Origin of the sequence: Roseovarius tolerans, from assembly GCF_900109855.1 — a bacterium.
In the GTDB taxonomy this organism is placed as follows: Bacteria; Pseudomonadota; Alphaproteobacteria; order Rhodobacterales; family Rhodobacteraceae; genus Roseovarius; species Roseovarius tolerans.
Window position 1 is genome coordinate 102,614 of record NZ_FOBO01000002.1, and the last position, 14,290, is coordinate 116,903.

Consider the following 14,290-nt stretch of genomic DNA (forward strand, 5'->3'; position numbering starts at 1 on the left):
GCACGTGGATATTCTGACGTTCCTGCCGCAATTCGGCAGTGTTTTCATGACCATAATTGCCTTTGTGGTGGCGCTTTCCGTAATCGTGGCAGTGCATGAATACGGCCATTACATCGTCGGTCGCTGGTCGGGCATCAAGGCGGAGGTGTTCTCGCTTGGGTTCGGCCCGGTGCTCTATTCGCGGATCGACCGGCACGGCACACGCTGGCAGGTGGCGGCGTTGCCGTTCGGCGGCTACGTGAAATTCCTCGGGGACGCGGACGCGGCGAGCGGCAAGGACGGCGAGGCGATGGCTGACCTGCCACCCGAGCGGCTGCGCCAGACCATGCACGGCGCGCCACTCTGGGCGCGCACGGCGACGGTGGCGGCGGGGCCGGTCTTCAACTTCATCCTGTCTATTATCGTGTTCGCGGCCGTGATGATGAGTGGCGGCAAGACTGCGGAGCCGCTAACCGTAGGGGAACTCAAGCCGCTGCCGGTCGAGGGGATCACGTTGCAACCCGGCGACGAGATCCTCGGAATCGCGGGCGGTGACCTGCCGCCGATGGATGAGACCGAGCCTTATGAGGCGTTTCTCGATGCGTTGCCGGTGCAGGCATTGCTAGACTACGACGTTCGCCGCGACGGCGCGCGCATGACCGCGCAGGGCCCTCACCTGCTGCCGCCGCTGGTTGCCGGGCTGTCGCCGCAATCGGCGGCATTCGATGCGGGGCTGAAGGCCGGAGACGTGATCACCGGGATCAACGACCGCTCCGTTGTGGCGTTTTCGGAACTCAAGGAGATCGTCGAGGGATCGAACGGTGCGCCGCTGGCGCTGGATATGTGGCGGCCGGAGAGTGGCCCGTTCGAGACCACGCTGACACCGCGCCGGGTGGACGAGCCACAGCCCGAGGGCGGGTTCAAGACCGAGTGGCGGATCGGCATCGCGGGCGGTCTGGCCTTTGAGCCTGCGACCGAGGCGCTTGGGCCCGTCGAGGCGGTCAGTGGCGCGGTTGTGCAGACCGGTGAGATCATCCAAAGCTCGATTTCGGGCCTGTATCACATGGTCACCGGCGCGATCAGCAGCTGCAACATGTCCGGGCCAATCGGCATCGCGCAGGTGTCGGGTGCGATGGCGAGCCAGGGGGCGCAAAGCTTCATCTGGTTCATCGCGGTTCTGTCCACCGCCGTGGGGCTGCTCAACCTCTTTCCGGTGCCGGTCCTGGATGGCGGGCATCTGGTGTTCTACGCCTATGAAGCCGTCACCGGTCGCCCCCCGAGCGAGCGCGCGTTGCGGGTGCTGATGACGGTGGGGCTGACGCTGATCCTGTCGCTGATGCTGTTCGCGGTGTTCAACGATCTCTTCTGCCCGTGACGCGCGCCTGTGGGGCGGATGATGGAATTGAGTATTTTCGCCAAGAAGACGCAATGGGGCTGTTTTTGCGGTCCGGTTGATTTATCCTGACGGGCAACGAGACCGGGGACCGGCGAATGAGCAGGATCATGCGAACATGGCTGATGGGGCTGGCGATGCTGGTCCTAGCCTCTGCGGTGCAGGGGCAGGAGAGCGGATTTAGCGGTCTTGCGCGGCTCGACACGGCCCAAAGCACGATCAGCGATACGCGGCACGGGCTGGAGGTCACGCTGACGCTGTCGCAAGGCGTGCCCTACCGGGTGTTCACGCTGGATGATCCGGCGCGGCTGGTGATGGATTTTCGCGAAGTGGATTGGAGCGGCGCGGAGGCGGGTGCCTTGATCACCAGTGCGCGTGCACTCGGCCTGCGCCTGGGGCAAATCCGACCGGGCTGGTCGCGGATCGTGATCGATCTTGCGGGGCCGCATATGCTGGAGGAGGCCGGGCTGCGGATCGACCGGCAAAGCGGCGCGGCGCGGCTGCAGGTTCGGCTGGGACGTGAGGACGCAGGGGGGTTTGCTGCCAGCGCGGGCACGCCGGATTTGCCCGGTTGGGATCTGCCTGCCGCCGTATCGGCCCCGGCGACCCCGCGCGCGGATGACGGCGTGTTTCGCGTCGTGCTCGACCCCGGACATGGCGGCATTGACCCGGGGGCCGAGGTCGACGGCACGCAGGAGAAAGACCTGATGCTTATTTTCGCGCGCGAGTTGCGCGAAGTGCTCTTGCGCGCCGGTGGCTTTGATGTGGTGCTGACCCGTGACGTAGATGAATTCGTCAGCCTGGAGCGACGCGTGGCGCTGGCGCATCGGGCGGGGGCGGACGTGTTCCTGTCCTTGCACGCCGATGCGCTCAGCGGTGCGCGGGCGCGCGGGGCCTCTGTCTATACGTTGTCAGACAGTGCCTCGGACGCGGCGAGTGCGGCGCTGGCCGAACGTCATAACCGGGCCGATATTCTGGCCGGGGTCGATCTGAGCGGCAAGGATGACGTGGTGGCCGACGTCCTGATGGATCTGGCGCGAATGGAGACGCAGCCGCGCTCCGAACATCTGGCGCGGGTCTTTCTGGAGGGGTTTCGCGCCGCCGGTCTGCCGCTCTTGTCGCGGCCAAAGCGGCATGCCGGGTTTTCGGTGCTCAAGGCACCCGATATCCCGTCGGTCCTGATAGAACTGGGGTTTCTGTCGAGCCCGCGCGACCTGAAGAACCTGCGCGATGCGGAGTGGCGGGCGCAGGTTGCGCAGGCGGTGAGCGACGCGCTCGAGCTGTGGCGCGACGCCGATGCGGCGCGCGCCGGGCTGGTGCGGCAATGAGCGGGCCTGCGCCAATCCTTTTGACCCGTGCCCCCTGCATGCCTATATGGGGCGCATCCATCCAGCGGGGGCGCGCGTGTTTCGACCGATTCTGAGCCTTTTCGGCACTGTGTTTAGCCTGATCACCCTTGTCGTGGTGATTGTCGGGCTGAGCATCGGTGCGGTCCTGCATATTTATGGCAAGGACCTGCCAAGCCATGAGAGCCTTGCCAATTACACGCCCCCCACGATCAGCCGGATCTATTCCAGCGAAGGGCGCATCATCGACGAGTTCGCCCGCGAGCGGCGGCTGTTCACGCCCGCCGAGGATATTCCCGATCTGGTGAAGCAGGCCTTCATCAGCGCCGAGGACAAGAACTTCTACAGCCATGGCGGCTATGACGCCTTGGGCATCGCGTCCGCCATTGTCGATGCGGTCAAGTCGCGCGGGCGCAATGTGCGCGGTGCCTCGACCATCACGCAGCAGGTGATGAAGAACTTTCTGTTGTCCGGCGATCGGCAGTTGGAGCGCAAGATCAAGGAGATCATTCTCGCGACGCGGATCGAGGAGACGCTGAGCAAGGAAAAGATCCTTGAGCTTTATCTCAACGAGATTTTTCTTGGCCAAAACAGCTATGGCGTCACCGCAGCCGCGCAGACCTATTTCAACAAGACGCTGCGCGAGTTGGTCCCGCATGAGGCCGCCACGATAGCGGCCATGCCCAAGGCCCCGAGCGATTATCACCCGGTGCGCGAGAAAGAACGCCTGCTCGACCGGCGCAATTTCGTGCTGCGTGAGATGTGGGAAAACGGCTATCTGACCGAGGCGGAGTATCGCGCGGAGCGCGAGGCACCGCTGCGCTCGGTCCAGAATGGTGATTTCCCGCCGTTCAGCGCCGATCTGCCAACGCGCGATTACTTCACCGACGAAATCCGCCGTCAGTTGAGCGAGGATTTCGGCGAGGGTGAGTTTTTCTCGGGCGGGCTGTCGGTGCGGGCCACGCTCGACCCCGAGATGCAGGCGAACGCTGCGCGCGCGCTGCGTCGTCAGTTGGAGCAGTATGACCGGGGCCGGGGCAGGTGGCGCGGCACCGGGATGACGATTCCGCCCGATGCGCTGGACTCCGAGGAGGCATGGCGCGCCGCGTTGAACGATCTGCGTGTGCCGCGCGATATCGACCTTAATGGCCAATGGTATCCGGCGGTGGTGCTGGAAACCGGCGATCAGGCGATGCGCATCGGCATCGAGGGCGTCGAGGGCGTGCAGGAGGTGCCGCGCAGCGATATCGCCTGGCTTCCCGGGGACTTTCACGAAACCTTTGATGCAGGTGACGTGGTGCATGTGCGACGCATGACCGAGGACGATAGCGGCGACTTAATCCGCTGGACGTTGCGGCAGGTGCCCGAGGCGCAGGGCGGCTTTATGGCGATGGACGTCAATACGGGCCGGGTGCTGGCGATGCAGGGCGGGTTTTCCTATCAGCATTCGGTATTCAACCGCGCGACGCAGGCGATGCGGCAGCCCGGCTCCAGCTTCAAGCCATTTGTTTATGCCGCTGCCCTCGACAGTGGCTATTCCCCGGCCACCATCGTGATCGACGCGCCGATCGAGATCGACACACCGCAGGGGCTTTGGCGGCCTCGCAATTCGTCGAACAAGTATTACGGTCCGACGCCGTTGCGCACCGGCATCGAGCAGTCGCGGAACCTTATGACCATCCGCCTTGCACAAGAGGTGGGGATGGACGTGGTGGCGAATTACGCTGAACGCTTTGGCGTCTATGACAACATGGGCAAGTTCCTGGCCAACTCGCTCGGCTCCGAGGAGACGACGCTGTTCAACATGGTGGCGGCCTATGCGATGTTCGCCAACGGCGGCGAGCGGGTGCGCCCCAGCCTCGTGGACCGGGTGCAGGATCGCTATGGCCGCACCGTCTATTCGCAGGATCAGCGCCAATGCGTGGATTGCAACGACCCCAGCCTGCCCGAGGGGACCGGCCCGCGCATCGTGTCGGATCGCGAGCGGGTTATGAACGCCGTCACCGCCTATCAGCTGACCTCGATGATGAAGGGCGTGGTGGATCGCGGCACCGCCTCGGGGGCGATCAACCTGCCGGTGCCCGTGGCAGGCAAGACCGGCACCACCAACGACGCGCGCGATGTGTGGTTCGTGGGCTTTACCAGCAACATCGCAGCCGGGTGTTATATTGGCCATGACCAGCCGCGCGGCTTGGGGAGCGGGGCCTATGGCGCGTCGCTGTGCGGGCCGGTGTTTCAGGAGTTCATGAAAGAGGCGGTCGCGAAATATGGCGGTGGTCCGTTCGATGTGCCGCCCGGGGGACACTTCATCAAGATCGACCGGTTTTCAGGTGCGCGCCTGCCCGACGATGCCTCGGGGCCGAATGTGGTGGCCGAGTATTTCCGCGACGGCGAGGAGCCGATCTTTGGCGTGATGTTCGATGGCGGGTTCGCCATGGGCAACGATCTGGATCTGTATAGCGCAGGTACGCGCGAACAGGTGCGCGACGTGACCACCTCGACCGGGGAAAAGGCGCAGGTGGGCGGCAAGGCAACCTTTGGCTCGATGAGTTCGGGCGGGTTGTACTAGGGGTGGTTGGGCGAGCCGGTGGCGGGTTTGGTCTAACGGCCGCGTATCGCGCGGGTGCGTAAATCCAGGGCCAATGCCGGGCCATGACAGCCTCTCTTCTGCCCGCCCCTGCTACGACGCGCTGCCCTTGCCCGGCCCGCCGCGCTGCGGTATCACCCGCATCTGAGCAGGCAAGGACAGATCAGACAATGCGCGCCGAAGCACAAACCCTCGTTTCCGAGATCGAAAAATCGCTGGAGCTGTTGCGTCAGCGACTGGGATGGGAGACCGCCCGGCACCGGCTGGAGGAATTCAATGCGCGGGTCGAGGACCCGACGCTCTGGGATGATCCGGCACAGGCGCAAAAGCTGATGCGCGAGCGGCAGGCGCTGGTCGACGCGCTGGAGACGCATGACAACATCAAGCAGGAGATGGAGGATCAGCTGGGCCTGATCGAGCTGGGCGAGATGGAGGGTGACGAAGAGGTCATCACAGAGGCAGAGGCCGCACTGCGTTCGCTGGCCAAAGTCGCCGCCGCCAAGGAACTGGAGGCGCTGCTCGATGGCGAGGCGGATGCCAATGACACGTTCCTCGAAATCAATGCGGGCGCGGGCGGCACCGAAAGCTGTGACTGGGCGTCGATGCTGGCGCGAATGTACGTTCGATGGGCCGAAAAACGCGGCTACACCGTCGAGTTGCAATCGGAGTCGTCGGGGGAAGAGGCGGGGATCAAATCCGCCGCTTACAAGATCAGCGGCCACAATGCCTATGGCTGGCTGAAATCGGAATCGGGCGTGCATCGGCTGGTGCGGATTTCGCCGTTTGATTCGGCGGCCAAGCGGCACACCTCGTTCTCGTCGGTCTGGGTCTATCCCGTTGTGGACGACAATATCGAAGTCGAGGTGAACCCTGCCGATATCCGCATCGACACCTATCGCTCGTCGGGTGCGGGCGGGCAGCACGTGAACACCACCGACTCGGCGGTGCGGATCACCCATATCCCGACCGGAATTGTGGTGACATCTTCGCAAAAATCGCAGCACCAGAACCGCGATATCGCCATGAAGGCTCTGAAATCAAGGCTATACCAGCAAGAGCTTGACCGGCGCAACGCGGCGATCAACGAGGCGCATGACAACAAGGGCGACGCAGGTTGGGGCAACCAGATCCGCTCTTACGTGCTGCAACCCTACCAGATGGTCAAGGATCTGCGCACCGGGGTCGAGACCTCCGACACCAAGGGCGTGCTCGATGGCGATCTCGATCCGTTCATGGCCGCGACGCTGGCGCAGAACGTTAGCGGCAAAAGCCGCGCTGAGGCGCAGGGGGATGATTGACCGCTTTTCATGCCGCGCCTAGGATGGCCGCGCGAAAATTGTCATGATTTCGGGGGCGCGCCCGTATTGGTGCTTCCAACTGCCGCTTTGAACGACTAGATAAACCAATGATATTCCCGGGGGCGATCCATGGACCCCCGAGATAGGGAGAGACAGACATGCTGAACAATATCGGCCTTCCCGGCCTTCTTCTCATCGCCGTGGTGGTGCTGGTGCTTTTCGGTCGCGGCAAGATTTCCTCGCTGATGGGCGAAGTGGGCAAGGGCATCACCTCATTCAAGAAAGGTGTCGCTGACGGCACCAAGGAACTCGATGACGAGTCCAAGGACGAGGATGAAACCGCCCGCAACGTGACCCCCACCGACGAAAAAGACAAGGTCTGAACCTTAAATGCTGGACCTGGGCTGGACCGAGCTTTTGCTCATCGGCATCGTGGCACTGATCGTCGTGGGCCCCAAGGACCTGCCCGGGATGTTTCAGGCCGTGGGCAAATTCGTGGGCAAGGCCAAGGGCATGGCACGCGAATTCAGCCGCGCGATGAATGACGCCGCCGATCAATCCGGCGTGAACGACATTCAGAAAAGCTTCAAGGCTGCGTCCAACCCGATGAAAACGGCAATGGACGAGGTCAAGAAGACCACCGAGAATGCGACCCGCGACCTGACCACGGTCGACACGCCCGCGCTCAGCCCCGAGCGGCAGGCGCAGGCTGACAAGATCCGTGAGAAATCCGCCGAAATGGCCACAGCGCGTCATGCTGCCGAGGCCGAGGCAAAAGCCGCCGCCGAGGCGCAGGCCACGGAACCGACCGACAGCAAGCCCGCCAAGCCAAAGCCAAAGCCCAAAACCAAGGCTAAAGCCAAGACCAGCAAGACCGCCGCGGCGAAGGCCGAGGACAAGGCATGAGCACCCCCGACGAGATCGAAGACAGCAGCGCACCGCTGATCGAGCACCTGGCGGAGTTGCGCAACCGTCTGATCCATTCTGTCGTCGCCTTCATCATCGGCATGGTGATCTGTTTCACCGTCGCCACCCCGATCTTCAACTTTCTTACTGCGCCACTCTGCCAGGTTCTGGCCGAGCGCGGGCAGGATTGCGACCTGATCTTCATCTCGCCGCAAGAGGGGTTCTTCGTCGCGATCAAGGTCTCGCTTCTGGGCGGGTTCATCCTCGCCTTTCCTTATATCGCCAACCAAATGTGGCGGTTCGTGGCTCCGGGGCTCTATAAATCCGAGAAAGGCGCGTTCCTGCCGTTTCTCGTGGCCTCGCCGTTCATGTTCTTCCTCGGCGCGTCCTTTGCATTCTACGTGGTCACGCCGCTGGCCTACGACTTCTTCCTCGGCTTCCAGCAATTCGGCGGGCAGGGCGAGGCTGTCGAGGGCGGTCAGAATGCGGCCCCTCTGTCGGTGGTGTTCCAGGGCTCCGCGCAGGAGTACCTCAACCTCACGATCAAGTTCATCGTGGCCTTTGGGCTGTGCTTCCAGCTTCCTGTTCTGCTCACGCTGATGGGCAAGGCGGGTCTGGTGAGCGCGCCGGGCCTGCGCTCGGTGCGTAAATACGCGGTGGTGGGTATTCTGTTGCTGGCTGCGCTGGTGACGCCGCCTGATGTCATTACGCAGATCATTCTCTTTATCGTGGTTTATGGTCTCTATGAGGTGTCGATCCAGCTGGTGCAGCGGGTTGAACGCAAGCGTGAAGCGGAACTGCGCGAACAGGGCCTTTGGTTCGATGACGAGGATGAGATCATCCCCGACGAGGACGAGATGCAGGCCGAGTTCGATCCCGAGGCCGACAAGGGCAAGGACTGAGGCAAGCACTAAATGACCACCGATCCGCTGGACCGTATTGCCGCCGCATTGGAGCGCATGGCGCCCGCGCCGCTGAGCGCGCCGCAGTTCGACGCCGCTGACGCCTTTGTCTGGCATGTGTCACCCGACCGACTGGAGCCGGTCGAGACGGTCAACCGGGTGGATATGCAATTGCTGGTGGGCATCGACCGGTCACGCGACACGCTCCTGGCCAACACCCAGCAATTCGCACGGGGCCTGCCTGCCAACAACGCGCTGCTCTGGGGCGCGCGGGGCATGGGCAAGTCGAGCCTTGTCAAGGCCGTGCATGCGTCTGTGCGCGCCGAGGGGCTGCCGCTTAAGATCGTGGAGTTGCAGCGCGAAGACCTGCCTTCGGTGGGGCGTCTGCTGAACCTCTTGCGCGGGTCTGACGCGCGGTTCCTGCTCTATTGTGACGATCTGAGCTTTGGCCATGACGATCAGCATTACAAATCATTGAAGGCGGTGCTGGATGGCGGGATCGAAGGGCGGCCCGAGAACGTGGTGTTCTACGCCACCTCGAACCGCCGCCACCTGATGCCCCGCGACATGATCGAGAACGAGCGCTCGACCTCGATCAACCCCTCCGAGGCGGTTGAGGAAAAGGTGTCTCTGTCGGACCGGTTCGGGCTATGGCTGGGGTTCCATCCCTGTGATCAGGACGAATACCTGTCAATGATCCGCGGCTATTGCGACGCCTATGGGGTCGAGATCGACGACGCCACCCTGCGCGCCGAGGCGATCGAGTGGCAAGCCACGCGCGGCGCGCGGTCGGGCCGGGTGGCGTGGCAGTATTTCACCGATCTTGCGGGGCGTCGGGGCGTGAGAGTTTGAGGCAACTGCGACGCTGCCCTTGAAACTGAGCACATCCTTCAGACAGCACTGAGATACGCCGTAACGAAAAACCCCGCCTTTGCGGCGGGGTTTTGTTTTGCGTGGCGTGGGTCTGGTTCAGGCGCGGCGGCGGCGGCTGCGGGAGCCTGCGCGGCCACCGGTGCGGACTTCTTCGCCCGGCTTCGGCGGGGCCTTGTTGAACTTGATCCAGTTGCCGCCGTGCGGATCGTTGTTGGTCAGGAAGTTGGCGGCCATGATCGCCTCCATCTCCCTGCCCGCGCGCGGCTTCATCGAACCCAGACCGAACAGCTGGCAGAAGGTCTCGTCGTCCATGTCATCGGGCAGGATCAGCCCGGCGGCGGCGATCTCGGCCTTTTTAGCCTCCATCTCGGCCTGTTTCACCGGCAGCGCGATCGGGTTCATGATGGCGCTGGTCATGCCCGCGCCCATGGCCATGGGCAGGAAGGCGTTGTTGATGCCGTGGCGGTTAGGCAGGCCGAAGGAGATGTTCGAAGCCCCACAAGTGGTGTTGACGCCCAGTTCCTCGCGCAGACGACGGACGAGGGTGAAGACCTGCTGACCGGCCGTTCCCATCGCGCCGATCGGCATGACCAGCGGATCGACCACGATGTCATGCGCGGGGATGCCGAAATCGGCGGCGCGCTCGACGATCTTCTTCGCGACGGCGAAGCGGACGTCGGGGTCCTCGGAGATGCCGGTATCGTCATTTGAGATTGCGACGACCGGCACGTTGTATTTCTTGACCAACGGCAGCACGTATTCGAGCCGATCCTCTTCGCCGGTCACCGAGTTGAGCAGCGGACGACCATGGGCGGCCTGAAGCCCGGCCTCAAGGGCCGCGGGAACCGATGAGTCGATGCACAGCGGCAGATCGACAAGACCCTGCACCAGCTCAACGATGGCGGTCATCAGCGGGGGTTCGGTCTCGTTCGGGTTAGGATTGGAGTTATAGACCACGCCCGCGTTGATATCGAGCACCGTGGCCCCGGCGGCGGCCTGCGCGATGGCGTCGGATTCCACGGTAGAATAATCGCCCGCCTCCAGCTCGGCGGCGAGTTTCTTGCGGCCGGTCGGGTTGATGCGTTCGCCAATGACGCAGAACGGCTCGTCAAAGCCGATCACGGCGGTCTTGGTTTTGCTCTCGACGATGGTGCGGGTCATGGTCTGTTGTTATCCTTGTTTGCTGGCGGGCGTGGCTGCGGCCCCGCCGTTTTCGATGGCCCATTCTGCATTGGCCTTGATCCCGCCGAGCGGGAAGAAATGCACATGCTCGATGTTGAAGTCCGGGTTGGCGGCCTTGTGGGCCGCGAGTTCGGTGAGCACCTCGGTTGGCTCGTAGGGCATGAGCAGCTTGGAGACATCCATAGCGCGTTTCTGCAGAACCTTCAAAGAGGGGCCGACACCGCAGGCGATGGCGAACTTGATCAGGGTCTGGAGTTTTGCCGGTCCGGCGATGCCGATATGGATGGGCAGGGTGATGCCTGCCTCGCGCAGCGCGTCGGCCCATTTGATGATCGGCTTGGCGTCAAACGCGAATTGCGTGGCGAGCGCCATCTGCGCGTCGGTGGTTTCGGAAAACTTCTGCTTCCAGCGCAACGCATCGTCGACGTTTCGGCGGCTGCCGTCGGGGTCGATGTCGCGGTTCCCCTCGGGGTGGCCTGCGACATGCAGGCGTTTAAAGCCCGCGCGATCGAACTCGCCGGTTTCCAGCAGTTGCATGGAGGCGTGGAAATCGCCGTGCGGTTTCTCGACGCCACCGGCGAGCAGCAGCGCCTGATCGACGCCGGCCTCTCCCTGATAGCGCGCGATCCAGTCGGCCAGCGTGGCGCGGTCCTTGATGATACGCGCCGGGAAGTGCGGCATCACCGGATAGCCTTCGCGCGACAGGCGCTTGGCGGTGGCGACCATCTCGTCGATCGGCGTGCCTTCGATATGGGCGATGTAGACGCGGGTACCTTCGGGCAGGAGGTCGCGGAAATTCTCGACCTTCTCGGCGGTGCGCGGCATCACCTCGATGGAATAGCCCTGAAGGAACGCCTCCAGCTGTGCGTTGGCCAGGGTGAATTTCTCACGCTTCTTGAAGTTCAAAAGTGCCATTGCGGCCTCCCATATCGAACCGGGGCGCATTCACGCCCAGCCATTGTTGGCGATCAGGGTCTTGATGCGATCCTGATCATACTCTGCATCGAGCCGCGCCGCCTCGGATTTGGCGACGGCGTCGGGCTCGCCTTCCACGGGATAGGGATCAGCCTTGCGCCATTCAGCGAGGTAGTCGTCGGTGCCTGCGGCACCCGTCTTCATCGCGGCCCGGTCGATGGCCTGCTCAAAGCGTTCGGGCAATTGCACCTTGCTGCCGCGACGCCCCTTGCCGACGATGACCTGCGCGGGGATGTCTCGCCAATAAACGATGGTGACGTCAACCATGCTGATTCCTTTCTCCTCAAGGCCTCTAACTAATGCAGGGCAGGCACGTGTCAGTGCATGATTTCGACAGAACGGAAGCGTCATGCGACGTCGCGAGAATAGCCGGGGCGCAATCGGGGGGCCATGGGCGCGATTGGGAAAATGATTCATGATCTTCATCGGATCATTGCAACGCTTGCGCGGGCGGCGGGATGAGATTACCTTGGAGGCAACTTGAAATGGAGGGCGTGTTGTCATGGCGCCCAAGCGTCCCGAAAGTGCGGGCGCGATCCCGAAACCGGTTGAGAGCCCCGCACTGAGCCTGCCGGATCAGCCGTCGCTATATGCGGCACTGGATCTGGGAACAAACAGTTGTCGCATGCTGATTGCCCGTCCCGAGGGCACGCAGTTCAAAGTCGTGGACAGTTTCTCGAAATCGGTGCAACTGGGGGCCGGGCTGGAACGCTCGGGCAAGCTGTCGCGCGCGTCGATCTACCGGACCATTCAGGCGCTGCGGGTGTGTCGGCAAAAGCTCAAGCGGCACCGGGTGACGCAGATGCGGCTGGTGGCGACCGAGGCGTGCAGGCGCGCCAGCAACGGCGCGGATTTCATGGCCCGGGTCGAGCGTGAGACGGGGCTGCGACTCGATATCATCAAGCCCGAGGAAGAGGCGCGGCTGGCGGTTGTGTCCTGCGCGCCCTTGGTGAGCGCCGGAACCGAGCAGCTCTTGGTGGTGGATATCGGCGGCGGGTCAACAGAACTTGTGTGGATCGACCTGCGCGACGTGCCACAGCCAGAGCGTCGCCGCGCGATCATGCGGATGCATCTGGGGTTTCAATGCCCGGACGGGCGGCCCGGCGCGCGGGTGGTGGACTGGATCAGCGTCCCGTTGGGTGTGGCGACGCTGCGCGATCAGTTCCGCGATGTCGAGGATGACAGCGCGCGCTTTGCGCTGATGAGCTGGTTCTTTGAAGAGAACCTGGCCGAGTTCGCCCCCTACAAGGACGAGCAGACGCGCGAGGGGTTTCAGATCGTCGGCACGAGCGGCACGGTGACCACAGTGGCGGCGAGCCATCTGGGGTTGAAGCGATATGACCGCAACAAGGTGGATGGGCTAACCATGACCAGCGACGAGATCGACAAGGTGATCCGCAATTACCTCGCGCTTGGTCCGGCGGGGCGGCGGCGTGACCCGCGGATCGGGCAGGATCGGCAGGCGTTGATCATGTCGGGGGCGGCGATCCTGCAGGCGCTGCTCCGGTGCTGGCCCACGGACCGCCTGAGCGTGGCGGATCGCGGGTTGCGCGAGGGGATGCTCTACGCGCAGATGGCTGCGGATGGTGTATTGATGGACGGGGACGACTGATGGCAAAGGGGCCGGACGGCAAGAACACTTCGGGGCGTGGACAGCGCGACCTGACGGTCAAGGTCAAGACGGCTCGGGGGCGGCGGGCGTCCTCGACCCGCTGGCTGCAACGGCAGCTCAATGACCCCTATGTCAAGCGCGCGCAGTTGGAGGGTTATCGTGGACGCGCGGCGTTCAAGATCATGGAACTCGACGACAAGTTCCGCTTTCTCGTGCCGGGCGCGCGGGTGGTCGATCTGGGCTGTGCACCAGGCGGTTGGTGTCAGGTAGCGGTGCCGCGCGTCAATGCTCTTGGCGAGAAGGCGGGCAAGGCGCAGGGGCGCATTCTGGGTGTCGATCTGCAAGAGGTGGAGCCGATTGCGGGCGTGGAACTCCATCAGCTCGATTTCATGGACGACGGCGCGGACGACAAGGTCAAGGACTGGCTTGGCGGCAAGGCGGATGTGGTGATGTCGGACATGGCGGCGTCCTCATCGGGACACAAGCAGACCGACCACTTGCGCATCATCGCGCTCTGTGAGGCGGCGGCCTATCTGGCCTTTGACGTGCTGGAAGAGGGCGGCACCTTCGTTTCCAAGGTGCTGGCCGGCGGCGCAGAGGGAGAGCTTCAGAAGCTGTTGAAGCAGCGCTTTGCCAAGGTGGCGAATGTCAAGCCGCCCGCCTCGCGCGCGGACAGTTCCGAGAAGTTCGTGGTGGCGACAGGGTTCAAGGGGTAGGACGATGGAGACGCGGCTGCGCGAGGGGGAGGTGGTGACGGAAACGCCCGACGCGCGCGATGCCGGACTGCAGTTCATCGGGCGCATCTGCACCCCCTGGACGCGGCGTGAGGAATGCCCGCGACAGGGGCGGCTCGATGGCCCTGATTGCCGGATCGAAGTTTTCGAGCCGTGGCAGGCGGCATTGGAGGGGGTCGGGGCCTATGCGCATCTGGAACTCCTTTATTGGCTCGATCGCTCACGCCGCGATTTGGTGCGGCAGAACCCCAAGGGCGACGGCACGCGCTATTTCGGCACCTTCGCGCTACGCTCGCCGCAGCGGCCCAACCCCATCGGCACCTCGCAGGTGCGGCTGGTGACTGTGGAACCTGGGGCGCTGGTGGTGCGGGGGCTCGATTGTCTGGACGGCACACCGCTGATCGACATCAAGCCTGACCGTTGCGAATTTACGCCCAAGGCCCCGATGAAACCGGCGGATGGATGAGGAATGGCCCCCATGCGATTGTTATTATGCCTTTTGT

General features: G+C 63.5%; 14 protein-coding genes. 11 read left to right on the forward strand and 3 right to left on the reverse strand.

The features are described 5' to 3' along the window. The first annotated feature begins 4 nt into the window (after positions 1–4). The 8 genes from rseP (at position 5) to BMX04_RS02330 (ending at position 9,263) form a co-directional block, all read left to right on the forward strand. The gene (rseP, locus tag BMX04_RS02295; RefSeq protein ID WP_074784822.1) at positions 5–1,354 is read left to right on the forward strand and encodes an RIP metalloprotease RseP; all 1,350 of its coding nucleotides are present in this window, start codon (positions 5–7) and stop codon (positions 1,352–1,354) included. Positions 1,355–1,470: 116 nt separating this feature from the next. Continuing rightward, on the forward strand, positions 1,471–2,700 hold the full coding sequence (locus tag BMX04_RS02300) for an N-acetylmuramoyl-L-alanine amidase (protein ID WP_074784823.1): 1,230 nt from the start codon (positions 1,471–1,473) through the stop codon (positions 2,698–2,700). A 76-nt stretch (positions 2,701–2,776) separates the two neighbouring features. Next, positions 2,777–5,287, forward strand: coding sequence for a penicillin-binding protein 1A (locus BMX04_RS02305; protein ID WP_074784968.1), 2,511 nt, complete (start codon positions 2,777–2,779; stop codon positions 5,285–5,287). A 188-nt stretch (positions 5,288–5,475) separates the two neighbouring features. Further along, positions 5,476–6,603 (forward strand): peptide chain release factor 2, encoded by a 1,128-nt coding sequence (gene prfB, locus BMX04_RS02310; protein ID WP_050661891.1) that lies wholly within the window; start codon positions 5,476–5,478, stop codon positions 6,601–6,603. 158 nt (positions 6,604–6,761) lie between these two features. Continuing rightward, positions 6,762–6,986, forward strand: a complete 225-nt coding sequence (locus BMX04_RS02315) for a twin-arginine translocase TatA/TatE family subunit (RefSeq protein WP_074784824.1) — start codon at positions 6,762–6,764, stop codon at positions 6,984–6,986. A 7-nt stretch (positions 6,987–6,993) separates the two neighbouring features. Next, positions 6,994–7,509 carry a Sec-independent protein translocase protein TatB gene (tatB, locus tag BMX04_RS02320; protein WP_074784825.1) on the forward strand — a complete coding sequence of 172 codons (516 nt, stop codon included), beginning with the start codon at positions 6,994–6,996 and terminating at the stop codon, positions 7,507–7,509. Beyond that, complete coding sequence (gene tatC / locus BMX04_RS02325; protein WP_074784826.1) at positions 7,506–8,411, forward strand: twin-arginine translocase subunit TatC; 906 nt, start codon at positions 7,506–7,508, stop codon at positions 8,409–8,411. The genes tatB and tatC overlap by 4 nt, the downstream gene beginning before the upstream one ends. Positions 8,412–8,423: 12 nt before the next feature. Further along, complete coding sequence (locus tag BMX04_RS02330) at positions 8,424–9,263, forward strand: ATP-binding protein (RefSeq protein ID WP_074784827.1); 840 nt, start codon at positions 8,424–8,426, stop codon at positions 9,261–9,263. 117 nt (positions 9,264–9,380) lie between these two features. Here BMX04_RS02330 and BMX04_RS02335 read toward each other — a convergent pair whose 3' ends face one another. Genes BMX04_RS02335 through BMX04_RS02345 form a run of 3 tightly spaced genes read right to left on the reverse strand, consistent with a single transcriptional unit; the run spans position 9,381 to position 11,708 of the window. After that, positions 9,381–10,445, reverse strand: a complete 1,065-nt coding sequence (locus BMX04_RS02335; RefSeq protein WP_074784828.1) for a methyltetrahydrofolate cobalamin methyltransferase — start codon at positions 10,443–10,445, stop codon at positions 9,381–9,383. Positions 10,446–10,454: 9 nt separating this feature from the next. Beyond that, a complete protein-coding gene (locus BMX04_RS02340) occupies positions 10,455–11,381 on the reverse strand; it encodes a methylenetetrahydrofolate reductase (RefSeq protein WP_074784969.1) in 927 nt (308 codons plus the stop codon). A 30-nt stretch (positions 11,382–11,411) separates the two neighbouring features. Continuing rightward, positions 11,412–11,708 carry a virulence factor gene (locus BMX04_RS02345; protein WP_050661897.1) on the reverse strand — a complete coding sequence of 99 codons (297 nt, stop codon included), beginning with the start codon at positions 11,706–11,708 and terminating at the stop codon, positions 11,412–11,414. A gap of 235 nt (positions 11,709–11,943) precedes the next feature. Here BMX04_RS02345 and BMX04_RS02350 point away from each other — a divergent pair, with 235 nt between their 5' ends. The 3 genes from BMX04_RS02350 to tsaA are packed head-to-tail and all read left to right on the forward strand — an operon-like array spanning position 11,944 to position 14,253. After that, the gene (locus tag BMX04_RS02350; protein WP_050661898.1) at positions 11,944–13,053 is read left to right on the forward strand and encodes a Ppx/GppA phosphatase family protein; all 1,110 of its coding nucleotides are present in this window, start codon (positions 11,944–11,946) and stop codon (positions 13,051–13,053) included. Next, the gene (locus BMX04_RS02355; protein ID WP_050661899.1) at positions 13,053–13,769 is read left to right on the forward strand and encodes an RlmE family RNA methyltransferase; all 717 of its coding nucleotides are present in this window, start codon (positions 13,053–13,055) and stop codon (positions 13,767–13,769) included. Before BMX04_RS02350 ends, BMX04_RS02355 begins: the two co-directional genes overlap by 1 nt. A gap of 4 nt (positions 13,770–13,773) precedes the next feature. After that, the gene (tsaA, locus tag BMX04_RS02360) at positions 13,774–14,253 is read left to right on the forward strand and encodes a tRNA (N6-threonylcarbamoyladenosine(37)-N6)-methyltransferase TrmO (RefSeq protein WP_074784829.1); all 480 of its coding nucleotides are present in this window, start codon (positions 13,774–13,776) and stop codon (positions 14,251–14,253) included. Positions 14,254–14,290: the final 37 nt, after the last annotated feature.

Bases quoted from the DNA above. Each gene is read 5' to 3' on its own strand.
- BMX04_RS02300 (WP_074784823.1), top strand. From the start codon at position 1,471: ATGAGCAGGATCATGCGAACATGGCTGATGGGGCTGGCGATGCTGGTC.
- prfB (WP_050661891.1), top strand. From the start codon at position 5,476: ATGCGCGCCGAAGCACAAACCCTCGTTTCCGAGATCGAAAAATCGCTG.
- BMX04_RS02315 (WP_074784824.1), top strand. From the start codon at position 6,762: ATGCTGAACAATATCGGCCTTCCCGGCCTTCTTCTCATCGCCGTGGTG.
- tatB (WP_074784825.1), top strand. From the start codon at position 6,994: ATGCTGGACCTGGGCTGGACCGAGCTTTTGCTCATCGGCATCGTGGCA.
- tatC (WP_074784826.1), top strand. From the start codon at position 7,506: ATGAGCACCCCCGACGAGATCGAAGACAGCAGCGCACCGCTGATCGAG.
- BMX04_RS02330 (WP_074784827.1), top strand. From the start codon at position 8,424: ATGACCACCGATCCGCTGGACCGTATTGCCGCCGCATTGGAGCGCATG.
- BMX04_RS02335 (WP_074784828.1), bottom strand. From the start codon at position 10,445: ATGACCCGCACCATCGTCGAGAGCAAAACCAAGACCGCCGTGATCGGC.
- BMX04_RS02340 (WP_074784969.1), bottom strand. From the start codon at position 11,381: ATGGCACTTTTGAACTTCAAGAAGCGTGAGAAATTCACCCTGGCCAAC.
- BMX04_RS02345 (WP_050661897.1), bottom strand. From the start codon at position 11,708: ATGGTTGACGTCACCATCGTTTATTGGCGAGACATCCCCGCGCAGGTC.
- BMX04_RS02350 (WP_050661898.1), top strand. From the start codon at position 11,944: ATGGCGCCCAAGCGTCCCGAAAGTGCGGGCGCGATCCCGAAACCGGTT.
- BMX04_RS02355 (WP_050661899.1), top strand. From the start codon at position 13,053: ATGGCAAAGGGGCCGGACGGCAAGAACACTTCGGGGCGTGGACAGCGC.
- tsaA (WP_074784829.1), top strand. From the start codon at position 13,774: ATGGAGACGCGGCTGCGCGAGGGGGAGGTGGTGACGGAAACGCCCGAC.